The organism is Selenomonas sp. FOBRC9 (assembly GCF_000287655.1).
GTDB classification, from domain to species: domain Bacteria; phylum Bacillota; class Negativicutes; order Selenomonadales; family Selenomonadaceae; genus Centipeda; species Centipeda artemidis.
This window is the reverse complement of sequence record NZ_ALJR01000021.1, coordinates 1-12,285: the sequence shown is the minus strand read 5'-3', so window position 1 is coordinate 12,285 and position 12,285 is coordinate 1. Positions and strand designations below refer to the sequence as shown.

Genomic DNA, 12,285 nt, shown 5'->3' with positions numbered 1-12,285 from the left:
CGTGTAATCTCCCGATACAAGGTAGAGCGGGAGATCTTCACCTGCTTTGCAATGTCAGTCTTTGACATACCGGTGGATAGGAGGGCAAAAATTTGTCCGCGCCGATATGGGTCTAGGTGTTTATATGAGCGCGTGGTTGTGGTAGAATGAGTATGGGACATGGCAGCACCTTCTGTTCTGTTTTTGTGGTGAAAACATTGTAACACATTGAGCGCTGCCTGTCCTTTTTTTCTGTCCCACTTCATTTTACCATGAACCCACAAAATTTGACGCCTCCGGGCGCCGCGAAAACACTGTTGTTGCTGAGGTGCATTACAATACCGATGACGAGCGGCAAGCCTATATCGATGAGGGATATATCCCCATTCTGGATGAGGACTATCAGTATTACATCGGTAACCGTGGTATAGGAGAGAATGGTACAGGTTACGTTCGTGATTCAATAACGGGGCGTCCCGTTTCCGCACCACCCGCGCCCCCAGAGCACTCTATCACAGAAAACAAGGATAGTACGATCTCTTCTGAGCTCATGGACATAGCCGAGATCATATTAGATATGTCAGATACCATTAAGGCATTACAGAAAGGAGGTGAGATACCATGATCATTTATAAATTCCGTGCCCGTGCTTACGCGATTCTCGTTAAAGGTGGACGATACATCCTCACTGAGGCTGATCGCACAAGTGAGGATCAAAAAGTTGTACCGGCAGAGTACACAGAATTGGTCGCAGAATATCTTTTGGTGTAGGTGCGCCCATAAGAAGGTTTTAAATGGCCTTCAAAAAGCACAAAAATAACGGCTTAAAAACAGGAAAGACCTAGAAATTAAGCCGTTATTTTTATGAAAAAACTTGACGTACCACCCGATGAGTGGTATAATAAAACCATAGAAAGGAGGTGAGAGTGTGGGAGATATAATAAGCCTTGTAACAGCGATGATAAACCTAGCGACGGCGATCATCCTGTACAAGGCTGCTAGAAGGAAGTAAGAGCTTCCGAGAGGGCTTCGGCCCTCTCCCCCGCGAGGGGGATCTTACTTACATTATATCTGCCATGCGAATAAAATGCAAGAGATCACGCTGGTTGTGTCGGTTGTTGCTTTTGTTATCGCGGTAGCTGCTTGTTACAAAGCTATTCGTAGATGACAAACGAGAGGAGGGGCGGTATGAGCGCACGCATAAAAGAAGCCCGGCAGGCGGCGGGCTTAACGCAAAAAGGCATGTCTGAGCTTCTTTTTATTCCCTTGCGGACTATTGAAAATTGGGAGTCGGGCAAGCGAAATCCGCCCCTCTGGGCGGAGAACCTCATCGTTGAGAAATTACAGAGGCTGAACCAAGGGGAATAAGATTGTGTAAGTAAAAAAGAGGGCGCTTGCCCTCTTTTTTGATGCGAAAAATATGCTTTATTTTTTCCAAAACTAAATGAGAAATTTTCCAAAACTATTTGCGCGCTTATAGAACTGGACGAATGCATTCAGCGGAATGGTTAGGATATAGATGTAAAACAGACCGAGGATCAGCGTCGTAAAGAGCGGCACGAGGAATGTCGGCATCATCGGCTGCAGAAGTGCCGGTACGGGCAGCTTTTTCGTCCATCGGACGAGATAACCGACAAGGAACCCCAGGATCAGGGCGCCGAGAAAGCCGGTCGCAATGTGAGACTCACCCATTGGCGTATTGGCGGCATGGCCGAGAATAAAGCCCGGGGCAATGGCTGCTTTGCTGCCAATGGCATAGGCGATATATGCGCACAGCACGGGAACCATCATGGAAAAGCCGGCCATCCCAAGGTCATATACGTTTTGCCAGAACGGGCTGCTGGGAACAATGCGCCCGTCTTCGACATGTCCCGTAATCAGTGTGAAGGAGAACAGCATACCGCCCGCAATAATGACGGGGAGGAAATAGGAAATACCCGTGTTGAAATAGCGAAAGAGTTCCGCACCAAGGTTCGTGTGCTGCTTTTCTGCCGTCGCTATATTTTCGGCGCGATCGATGAGCCCCGCCGTATTTTTGATCGCTTCCGAAGGGCTGACATCCAGAATCTTCCCCGCATCGCGCTTCGCGTCGAAGCGCTCGCTCATCTCGACGCTGACTGCCACGGCAAGGATGACGACGTCCGCCGCGTCGATTTCTGCCTGTGTGAGTTCGTTGCCGATGCCCATGCCGCCCTGCGTTTCGACCTTGCAGTCGATCCCGCGCTTTTTGCATTCCTGTTCGATGGCCTCCTGTGCCATATAGGTATGGGCAATGCCGGCCGTGCAGGCGGATACCGCTACGATTTTCATTTTAGTTCCTCCTCAATTTCCTGCAGAATTTGATAGAGTTCTTTTGTCGAAGATGCTTCTTCCAGCCGATGCCGAAATGATGCGTGCATCAGCTTTTTACTGAGTGCCGCCAGGATCTTCAAATGAAGATTGGTATCGGTGCCTCCGGCAGCCTCCGGAACACCGATGAGGAAGACCATCCGAGCATCTTCGCCGGGTTCCGTCCCCCAAGGGACAGGAGCTTTCAAGCGCGCAAAGGAAACAAACGGCGTCTCTACGGCGCTTGATTTGGCGTGCGGTATGGCTACGCCGTCGATCGTGTAGGTGGCAAACGACACCTCTCTGTCGCTGACAGCCTGCTCGTAAAGATCCGCATCCTGCACGCAGTCATTTTCCATGTGCGTTAAATATCGGATGACCTCCTCTTTTGTCGCAATCGGCTGCGTGAGCAAAATAATTCGTTTCTCGTCAAACAAAGCATATCACTCCTTTCCTGTCTTCATTCCGGTATTTCGCTGCCGGATCTTATAGAAATCAGTATACCATTCAGAGCGGAAACATCCAGTCTCTAAACTGCGGCATATTATGCCGCAGACGAGACTGCAGCGGATGTACCGGCTTGTGCATGGTGGAAGAGTCGGCGGGTTTACAGAGGAAGATTTTACGCTATAATGGGGGGGGAGGCGCGTCTATGCGGTGCGTCAGATATTACAAGACAGGAGGATACGCTTATGGATCGATGGCTGCAGCTCGTCCTTCTCATGCCGGAAAATGAGTGCATCACCTGCAAGGAACTCGCCGAGGCTCTCGGCGTCTCCACGCGGACGATCTACGATGACATTCTGCAGCTGAATCGGATGATGTTGCCGCACGGCGCACAGCTTGAGGCAAGACCCTATCACGGGGTGAAACTGTCGGTGACGGATCGCACGCGGTTCCTCAGTTTTTTAGATACGCTGGAAGCGGACGGCACACTTCGAGGCGAGACCGCGGAGTCGCGTATCAACAAGATTATCCGGGTACTTCTTCAGACCGATGCGGCTGTCAAAAGTGATGATCTTTGCGAGATGCTGCACGTCAGCCGCTCGACACTCAAGAAAGATCTCCGCATGATCCGACCACGTCTGAGGCATTATGATCTGCAGCTCTTGCATCAGCCGTATGCGGGGCTGCGCATTGACGGAACGGAAAAGAATATCCGACGATGCATGGCGAAGCTTGGGCGGAATATGATCGCAAATGACGGGGAATTTTTAAGCGAGAATATTCAAAAGCTGGCGGTACTTCTGCAGAATATTTTCCGCCGGCATGCATACCGCATGGCGGCATATTCTTTCCAGAACTTTGTTCTGCATGTGTACGTTTCCATTTGCCGGATCCGTCTCGGACGGGAGATTGCACGGGAACTCCTGCCTTATGAACCTGCCGATGCGCAGGTATGCGGCCTTGCAAAAGATGTGAGCACAGCACTGACGGAGGCATACGGCATACAGTTTACCAAGAGCGAGCATCAGTACATCCTGCTGCATTTGGAGTGCAAGAAGATTATTTCATGGAAGCAAGTCTCGCTCGCTGCGTCCGAAAGCTATGAGCTGGTCAGGGAGATGCTGCAGTCCGTGGAGAATGTATTCTGCTATAATTTTTCTCATGATTTTGAGCTGATCGCCGGGCTTTCCACGCATTTGATCCCTATGCGTACGCGCCTTCTCTACGATATGCCGCTCGATAATCCCATGATGCAGGAGATCCGTGAAACCGAACCGCTCGCATATGAGATGGCAAACGTCGCCTGCGGTGTACTGCAAAGAAAGTACGAGAAGGAGATACCGGTTGACGAGACGGGGTACATTGCGCTCTATTTCCATGTAGCGTTGGAACGCAGCAGGGCGCAGCGCAGAAAAAATGTCCTGATCGTCTGCGGAACAGGAAAAAGTGCGGCAGCATTGTTGGCCTATAAAATCAAAGATGCCTACGGAAAACACCTCAATGTGGTCGGCATGTACGAGTCGGCAGATTTTATCGACAGAGATCTGGAGACTGCCGATTATATTCTCTCTACGACTCCGATCAAGAAAGAGCTCCCCATCCCCGTCATTGAGCTGGGGCATGGATTCCCATGGAATAAGGATCAGGATATCCGGGAACACCTCAAACGGGAACAGCAAAAAACGCTTTTGGGCTACTTCTCTCAAGCACTGTTTCTGCCCCACATGTCAGCCGGTGGAAAAGAGGATGTGCTGCGGCAAATGTGTAGAAAGACTGCCGCACACGAAACCATTCCCGAAGACTTCTATGAGCATGTGATGCAAAGAGAGCGCATCGGTGGAACTGCACTCGGCAACGGCGTGGCAACACCGCACCCGGATCAACCGCTTGGAGAGCGGAGCCTTGTGGTTATCGGTATCTTGGATACCCCGATTCTATGGGATCAAGAGGATGTGCAGATCATTTTCCTGCTCTCTATGAAGGTCGGAGGTGATCGTAATCTGCCGCTTTTTTATAAGATGATCAGCCGGTTTTTGACCAACAAGACAATCGTGCGTCATCTGATCAAACAGCAGACGTTTGAGAATATGATCGCCATTTTCTCCGCACTCTCGGACGACGCCTGTGTGCTGGACTGAACGTCTTATGTATTTCTGCACAACAAAAGAGCCCCTGCGGCAACGCTGATGCATCGCCGCAGGGGCTCTGTCGTATAATGTTAGAACGACGCGACGGGATCGAGCGCCTTCACTTCGCCCGAGGCTTCCATGGTGATGGACTGTCCTTCGCCGAGGCCTGTGAAGATGACGAGGCAGGCGTCGGATTTGGCGTTCTCTTTGATGTAGTCGATGTCGAACGTCATGAGTTTATCGCCCTTTTTCACCTGCTGTCCGGATTCGACAAAGACCTCGAATCCTTTGCCGCCGAGCGCGACGGTGTCGACGCCGATGTGGAGCAGATACTCCGTCCCGTCCGCGCTCTTCATGCCGATGGCGTGCTTCGTGTCAAAGACAAAGACGACTTCGCCGTCCGCAGGGGCGACGACCTCGCCGACGCTCGGATAGATGAAGTAGCCGTCGCCCATCATCTTGCCCGCGAAGGCTTCGTCGGGGGCTTCGGTGATGGGATGCACCGTCCCTGTGACGGGCGAGCAGAGCGTGTGCCTGCCCGCAGTTTCCGCGGGTACGGCAGGTTTTTCTGCTGCGGGCGCCGGCTCCGGTGCGGCATCCGGTTCCGGCTCGACCTCCGGGGCGGTCATCAGATAGGTCTCGAGGTTCGACTTGATGACGGCGACCTGCGGCCCGTAGATGACCTGTACGCCCGTGCCCTTGACGATGACGCCGACGGCGCCCGTCGCCTTGAGCAGTTTTTCATTGACGAGTGAGGAGTCGGCGACTGAGCAGCGCAGGCGCGTCGCACAGCAGTCGACGGAGGTGATGTTGCGCTTGCTGCCGAGCCCGCGCGCAATCGCCGCACTCTTTTCGTCCGCCGTGGGCGCGTCGCCCGATGCCGCACTGCCGCCCTCGCGTGCCTTGTAGTCCGCCTTCGTGAAGAGCCTTGTCTCCTCGTCGTCGTCCTCACGTCCGGGTGTTTTGAAGTTGAAATGCGTGATCATCCAACGGAAGATGAAATAGTAGAGGAAGAAGTAGACGATGCCGACGGGGATGACGTACATCCAGCTCGTCTTGTCTTCGCCCTGCAATATGCCGAAGATGAAAAAGTCGAGCAGCCCGCCGGAGAATGTGAGTCCGACCGCGATGTTCAGCATGTGCGCGATCATGTACGCAGCGCCTGCGAGCGCGACCTGCACGGCAAAGAGGGCGGGTGCGACGAAGAGGAAGGAGAACTCGATCGGCTCGGTGATGCCCGTGAGCATACAGGTGAGTGCTGCCGAGAGCAGGAGACCGCCCGCGACTTTTTTCTTTTCGGGGCGCGCCGTATGGTACATGGCGAGCGCCGCGCCCGGCAGACCGAAGATCATGAAGATGAACTCGCCCGAGAAGTAGCGCGTCGCATCGGCGCTGAAATGAACGACATTCGGGGAGGCGAGCTGCGCGAAGAAGATGTTCTGACCGCCCTGGATGAGTTGTCCGTCGATCATCATGGAGCCGCCGACACCCGTCTGCCAGAAGGGGAGGTAGAAGACGTGGTGCAGACCGAACGGAATGAGCGCGCGCTTGATGATGCCGAAGATGAGCGTACCGATGTAGCCCGTCCCCGTAACGAGACCGCCGAGGGCGAAGATGCCCTGCTGGGCGAGCGGCCAGATGAAGTACATGGCGATGCCGACAAAGAGAAAGACCACCGTCGAGATGATCGGGACGAAGCGCGATCCGCCGAAGAAGGAGAGCGCATTCGGCAGGACGATCTTGTGGTACTTATTGTGCAGCCACGCGACGCCGATGCCGACGATGATGCCGCCGAATACGCCCATTTGGAACGACATGATGCCGCAGGATGCCGCGATCGTGCCCTCGAGCACATGCGGCGCGATGCTCCCGTCCGGCAGGATCTGCCCGCCGAGCTTCAGCATGGCGTTGCACGCGGAGTGCATGACGAAGAACGCGATCATCGCGGAGAGCGCCGCGACTTCCTTTTCCGCCTTTGCCATGCCGATGGCGACGCCGACGGCGAAGATGATCGGCAGGTTGCCAAAGATGGTGCTGCCCGCACTTGCCATGATGGCGAGCAGCGAATGCAGCGCCGTGCCGCTCCCGAGGATGCCGCCGAGACCGTACGTCTCTATCGTCGTTGGGTTGGTGAACGACGCGCCGATGCCGAGCAGGATGCCTGCGATCGGCAGAATGGCGACGGGCAGCATGAAGCTGCGGCCAACCCGCTGGAGCACACTGAAAATCTCATCTTTCATATTTGTGACCCCTTTCCACCGCGCCGCAGTCTGCACATTCCCCCAAAGACACTGTGAAAAAAGGCAGCCGCAAAGAGTACCGATACGATGCTCTCCTCTCTGCGCTGCCTTTTCATCTGCGGACACGGAAAATCCTATTGAACTGTTGCGTCTTGATTATAGCCGAGAGAGGACGGATGTGTAAAGGAAAAAAATCACATTCGCCCCGCAATCCTATGCCTGTGCGTCTTGTTTTAGTTCCGCGAGGAAACGTGCAACGGCATCCTGCCACGGCGGGAGGCGCCGGAACCCTGCGGCGTCGAGACTCTTTTTCGAGAGCCGCGAGTTCTTCGGGCGCGCCGCCTTGGTCGGGTAGGCGCGGCTCGGCACGGAGGTGACGGCGACGTCTTTGCCGGCGGCGCGGAAGATCTCGCGCGCAAACTCCGCCCACGAGCAAAATCCTTCGTTCGTCGCATGGTAGACGCCGTACCGGTCGGAGACACTCATGTCGGCGAGCAGCGGCGCGAGATCACGCGTATAGGTCGGCGAGCCGATTTGATCGCTGACGATGGAGAGGCTTTTGTGCGTATCCGCGAGGGAGAGCATTGTTTTGACAAAATTCTTGCCATGCGTGCCGAACACCCACGAGATGCGGACGATAAAATAATCCGTGAGATGTGCGGCGACCGCCTCCTCACCCGCGAGTTTCGACGCGCCGTAGACATTTTTCGGCCCTTTCGGATCGTCCGCCTCATAGGGCGTATCCCCCGTGCCGGGAAACACATAGTCCGTGCTGATGTAGAGCAGCCTGCATCCGTATTCCGCCGCAAGTTTCGCGACGATCTCCGTTCCCGCCGCATTGACGAGGCGGCAGAGATCCGGTTCGTCCTCCGCCGCGTCGACCGCCGTGTATGCCGCCGCGTGGAGGATGGAGTCCGGCTCGAACTCCTCGAGGACGGCGCGCATCGCCTGCTCGTCCGAGAGCGGGAACATGTGCGAGGAGACACCGTAGACTTCGTGACCGCGCGCCTTGAACTCTGTTACACAGTCGCTTCCGAGCTGCCCCGTCGCTCCGGTAATGAGGATTTTCATAGCGTACCGCCTTTCTTGTCATTGCTTTGATTTCCCTCTGCACAAAGATGCCCGTCGTTAGCTTGCAGACGAAATACTATTGATAGAACAAATACGTAAAAAGTTGTCGACGCGTTCAAATGTAATGTTCAAATCCTGCGGAAAATGCGCGATGAGCGTTTGATCGCTCCATTCATATTCCGTATTGTTCCATGTCAGAAATCCCTCTGTAAAAATCTTATGGTCGATGTGGAATTGTTGAATACATCGCGTTGTGATGGATACGAAATTTTGAACGTCGACGGGAGCGAATATGCGATCGGAAACTCCTGAAAATGCGACGAAAATTGCTCCGCCGTCATGTGATCCCCTGTAATAACAATAGTTGCCGGCGATGCCGCAAGTGACGATCGATAGGTTATGTCCGCTGAACGTATCGTTCAATCTAAATTCTGCGGTTGTCAGAGCCTCTAATCTCCAGCGTTCGCCGACTTCTTTTGTGTGATCGGCAAGCCGGAGAATTTCTTCGGAAAAGCCGTTGATATTCTCCCAGCCCCATAGCCATGTGTTGCTTTCCGTGGACTCGCTTCCAATAAATTGAAGCGGATATTTTTGGGCGCCGAAGCGGATGCTGCCCTCCTCAAAATCGACGTTCCAGTCTTGTCCCTTGACCACCTGATCGCTGCAGGCCGTCTGTACGGCCATCATTTTACCAAGGCAGGCCGAGAAAACATGGAACCAATTTCCCGTATCGACGGCGAGGCGTTCGATCCAAAGGTTCCGGCTGCCGGCATCGTTTAAAAATCCCATTGGTATGTCCTTCACGGCTGTGCAATTAAAAAATACATTCGGCTCTATAGTTGTTATTTCATCTTCCAACCGGAAGCGAGGTGCAGTTTTAAGTTCTCCTCGTAACCTAAATCCCCGTTCAGCCCGAAGGCTTCAAACACGGCGTTTTTATCGGCATGGTGTCGGGGATCGCTGAGATCATGCTGTCTTCCCTCGTAGAAAGGTAAATTACTCCTTGCCGCTATACAGGCTTCGAATTGATAGAGATCCGGTGAAAAGCTAATCTCTTCCGCTCTATATTGATCCAATGCGCCCGACCACGGTTGATCAAAAAGTGCTTGATATTTCGCTAACGGCATTTCCCGATAGATCCATCCGTATTGCAGGTAGGCGATATCAGGATCGTCAGCGCTGATGCTTGGGGATGTTGAAATCATTGCATCCTCAAAATCCGAACCAATCGTCTTCAATCGGGTTGAGCCCCAAATGCGTCCGATCTTCATTTGTTAATATGAACGCTCTGCTGTCGTGCACGATTTTCTCCTTTTACAGGCGTGATGATTTGATAATATCTGTTATTTTATATTATACCATTTTTGAACCGGTTTTCATATGGAAACAATCGTTGGAATGTACGCGCAAAAAAACGGACAGCAGCCTTTTCGGCGACTGTCCGCTGTTGTTATTGCGCTTCGGGTGTGATGGTCGGAATCCGAAGGATGATCGTCGTACCTTGATCGACTGCACTTTTCAGCGCAATCGCGATGCCGTGCTGATCGGCGATCCAGCGCGCGATCGAAAGTCCCAGCCCCGAGCCGCCTGTCTCCTTCGTACGCGAGGAATCGACGCGGTAGAACCGATCGAAGATGTGCGGTTGATGTTCGGGGGCGATGCCGATGCCGTCGTCAGAGAGCTGTACGGTGACACTTTTGCCATCCTCTGAGAGCGTCGATGCAGCGCTGATATGACCGCCGGGAGGTGTGTATTTGACACTGTTCTCCAGGAAGATACGCAGGAGCTGACGCAGGAGAACGGGGTCTGCCCGGACGATTGCGGGATCGTTCCTGCCGAGCGAGACCTCATGCGTGGTCGTGACCGTATGCATCTTCTCCATCGTGTCCGCGAGCAGCTCCTCCAGATCCACGTCTTCCATATTGACGGCAAGACGCCGCTGATCGGCACGTGCGAGGAAGAGCAGCTTTTCGATGAGCTGCTGCATGTTTTCCGCCTCGGAGCGGATAGAGGTCAGGCTCTCCTCTAGGATCGCCTTGTCCTCGCGCCCCCAGCGCGAGAGGATGTCCGAGTAGCCGAGTATGACCGTCAGCGGCGTGCGCAGCTCGTGCGAGGCATCCGAGACGAACCGCTGCTGCTGCGTGAAGCCTTCCTGCAGGCGGTCGAGCATCCGGTTGAACGTGCGCGCGAGTTCGGCGAGCTCGTCACGTGCGCGCGGCACATCGAGACGCCGACCGAGGCGTTCCACCTCAATGCTGCGCGCCGTCCATGTGATCTCGCGGATGGGCTTTAGGATACGGTTGCTGAGGAAGTGCCCTGCGATCAGTGCCAGCACAAAACAGATAGCGACCGTGTAGAAAATCAGCCGCTGCAGGGAGTAAAAAAAGTCCTTTTCCGTCGTGATGGTGCGGAAAAAGTGAATCCGATAGGGAACCCCCGCATAGGTCACGTCGCGCATCGCGTGGTAGACAGTACCGTTGCGAAACGAGGAGACCTCCATCTCAGGATTTGCCCAAAACGGCGTTGCGATGCGCCCCGCCTCAATCGTCTCAATCGAGGGGAAATGTGCGTCCGTATCGAGCACAACGCGGCCGTTCGCGTCTGTGATGCGGACAATGACACCGGGGATAACGGGCCCCTCGAACCAGAATTTCACATCAGAGGCATGACCGTTCTCAATGTTGTCCATCACATGGCGGATGCTGCGGTCAAGATCCACCTCTGCCTGCCGGTAAAAATAGACGTACGCGCCAACCCCCAATATCGCCGTTGAGAGAATGAGGACGAAAAAGAGGATTGCCGCGTACAGCAGAGTGATCTTCGTTGAGATGCGTATGTAGAAGTAGCGGTCGATCCAGCGGGCAAGTTTTGCCTTAGTCGCGTACCACATAGCCGACGCCCCGCACCGTGTAGATATACTTCTGGTGGAAGCGGTCGTCCAGCTTTGCACGGAGATAGCGAATGTAGACGTCGACCACATTCGTCTCACCCGTGTAATCGAATCCCCAGACCTCCTGCAGGATCTGATCGCGCGTCAGCACTGTGCGCTTGTTGCGCAGGAGATACTCGAGAAGATCGTATTCGCGTTTTGTGAGGGCGACAATCTCGCCGTCCACCTGCACCTCGTAGCGCGAGAGGAACATGACGAGGTTCTTCACCGTCAGGCGGTCGCTCGGATCGCCCTCGGCAAGATCGCGGCGGCGCAGTGCGTTGTTCAGACGTGCGATGAGCTCGGGCACCGCGAACGGCTTCGTCATGTAATCGTCCGCACCGATGTCGAGGCCCTCGACGCGATCCTCCACGGCATCGCGCGCCGTCAGCATGATGATAGGAACGTTCGAGATTTCACGCACGCGGCGGCAGATCTCGATGCCGTCCATGCCGGGCAGCATCACATCGAGCAGAACGATGTCGAATTTTTCCTGAATGATGCGCTCGTAGGCACGAGTGCCGTTGCTCTCCGTCTCTGCTTCGAAGCCTTCATGCTCCAGCTCCATCTGCAGGAAACGTGCAATGCGAGCCTCGTCCTCAACGATGAGGACACGGGTCTTTTCATCCATTGGTGCACCACCTAATCTGTTTTTTTATGATTTGATGCCCCTACTATAAGGGAAGAAAGTAAAAATTAAAAGATGAAAACGGGGGATTTAATTGAAAAATAATATCCATTTCTATATCTTACCTAGGTCTAAGAGGTTTTGACGCCTCTTTTGTAGAGGTTAAAGAAAACAGACAATATTGATAAAATTAGCAGGAAAAATTTTACGGTTCGTTGTAAAATGAAGTTGAACAGCTAAACAAAAACAAAATCCATAGTGACATCCCGTGCTATAATGGTTCCGCTACAAAACATCAGCAAAGGAGCAATCACTATGGATTACGCCTATTCTACCACAATGGAAGCTGTTCGTAAATCGGGAAAGCACTTTACCCTTGACGAAAGAGGGCAAATACAGGCACTTCACCGCGAAGGATTCTCCCTTCGCGCCATAGCCGCACGGGTTAGATGCGGGAGTGTATAATAAACTGTGTAAGTAGGAAGACAGCTTAGGAGCACTCCCCGTGAGGGGAAGTCAAAAACTAAGGAGGAA

At 53.8% G+C, this 12,285-nt stretch carries 13 protein-coding genes; 4 read left to right on the top strand and 9 right to left on the bottom strand.

Annotated elements, in window-relative coordinates; translation table 11 throughout:
* Positions 1 to 245, bottom strand: a 245-nt coding sequence (locus tag HMPREF1147_RS11910; protein ID WP_232208055.1) for a helix-turn-helix domain-containing protein, incomplete at its 3' end; no start/stop codon positions are given.
* Positions 246 to 600: 355 nt separating this feature from the next.
* Here HMPREF1147_RS11910 and HMPREF1147_RS12025 point away from each other — a divergent pair.
* Both HMPREF1147_RS12025 and HMPREF1147_RS04790 read left to right on the top strand, forming a co-directional pair.
* A complete protein-coding gene (locus HMPREF1147_RS12025) occupies positions 601 to 750 on the top strand; it encodes a CD1375 family protein (RefSeq protein WP_009657921.1) in 150 nt (49 codons plus the stop codon).
* 417 nt (positions 751 to 1,167) lie between these two features.
* Positions 1,168 to 1,347 carry a DNA-binding transcriptional regulator gene (locus HMPREF1147_RS04790; protein WP_009657925.1) on the top strand — a complete coding sequence of 60 codons (180 nt, stop codon included), beginning with the start codon at positions 1,168 to 1,170 and terminating at the stop codon, positions 1,345 to 1,347.
* 72 nt (positions 1,348 to 1,419) lie between these two features.
* On the opposite strand, the gene HMPREF1147_RS04785 is transcribed toward HMPREF1147_RS04790, so the two are convergent.
* Positions 1,420 to 2,289 (bottom strand): fructose PTS transporter subunit IIB, encoded by an 870-nt coding sequence (locus HMPREF1147_RS04785; protein ID WP_009657926.1) that lies wholly within the window; start codon positions 2,287 to 2,289, stop codon positions 1,420 to 1,422.
* Positions 2,286 to 2,744: a PTS sugar transporter subunit IIA gene (locus tag HMPREF1147_RS04780; protein WP_009657927.1), complete on the bottom strand. Its 459-nt coding sequence runs from the start codon at positions 2,742 to 2,744 to the stop codon at positions 2,286 to 2,288. Before HMPREF1147_RS04780 ends, HMPREF1147_RS04785 begins: the two co-directional genes overlap by 4 nt.
* Before the next feature lie 255 nt (positions 2,745 to 2,999).
* Between HMPREF1147_RS04780 and HMPREF1147_RS04775 the strand changes: the two genes are divergently transcribed.
* Positions 3,000 to 4,892: a BglG family transcription antiterminator gene (locus HMPREF1147_RS04775; RefSeq protein WP_009657924.1), complete on the top strand. Its 1,893-nt coding sequence runs from the start codon at positions 3,000 to 3,002 to the stop codon at positions 4,890 to 4,892.
* An 80-nt stretch (positions 4,893 to 4,972) separates the two neighbouring features.
* Here HMPREF1147_RS04775 and HMPREF1147_RS04770 read toward each other — a convergent pair whose 3' ends face one another.
* The 6 genes from HMPREF1147_RS04770 to HMPREF1147_RS04745 all read right to left on the bottom strand — a co-directional run bounded on the left by HMPREF1147_RS04770 (position 4,973) and on the right by HMPREF1147_RS04745 (position 11,754).
* Positions 4,973 to 7,123 carry a PTS transporter subunit IIABC gene (locus tag HMPREF1147_RS04770; protein WP_009349555.1) on the bottom strand — a complete coding sequence of 717 codons (2,151 nt, stop codon included), beginning with the start codon at positions 7,121 to 7,123 and terminating at the stop codon, positions 4,973 to 4,975.
* A gap of 213 nt (positions 7,124 to 7,336) precedes the next feature.
* Positions 7,337 to 8,194, bottom strand: coding sequence for a dTDP-4-dehydrorhamnose reductase (gene rfbD / locus HMPREF1147_RS04765; RefSeq protein ID WP_009657929.1), 858 nt, complete (start codon positions 8,192 to 8,194; stop codon positions 7,337 to 7,339).
* 57 nt (positions 8,195 to 8,251) lie between these two features.
* The gene (locus HMPREF1147_RS04760) at positions 8,252 to 8,983 is read right to left on the bottom strand and encodes a DUF6882 domain-containing protein (RefSeq protein ID WP_009657930.1); all 732 of its coding nucleotides are present in this window, start codon (positions 8,981 to 8,983) and stop codon (positions 8,252 to 8,254) included.
* A 53-nt stretch (positions 8,984 to 9,036) separates the two neighbouring features.
* Positions 9,037 to 9,432: a hypothetical protein gene (locus HMPREF1147_RS04755; protein WP_009657928.1), complete on the bottom strand. Its 396-nt coding sequence runs from the start codon at positions 9,430 to 9,432 to the stop codon at positions 9,037 to 9,039.
* A 212-nt stretch (positions 9,433 to 9,644) separates the two neighbouring features.
* Entirely contained in the window at positions 9,645 to 11,084 is a 1,440-nt protein-coding gene (locus HMPREF1147_RS04750; RefSeq protein ID WP_009657922.1) for a cell wall metabolism sensor histidine kinase WalK, read from the bottom strand.
* Entirely contained in the window at positions 11,068 to 11,754 is a 687-nt protein-coding gene (locus HMPREF1147_RS04745) for a response regulator transcription factor (protein ID WP_009349562.1), read from the bottom strand. The genes HMPREF1147_RS04750 and HMPREF1147_RS04745 overlap by 17 nt, the downstream gene beginning before the upstream one ends.
* A 273-nt stretch (positions 11,755 to 12,027) precedes the next feature.
* Here HMPREF1147_RS04745 and HMPREF1147_RS12405 point away from each other — a divergent pair, with 273 nt between their 5' ends.
* Positions 12,028 to 12,216 (top strand): helix-turn-helix domain-containing protein, encoded by a 189-nt coding sequence (locus HMPREF1147_RS12405; protein WP_369791739.1) that lies wholly within the window; start codon positions 12,028 to 12,030, stop codon positions 12,214 to 12,216.
* Positions 12,217 to 12,285: the final 69 nt, after the last annotated feature.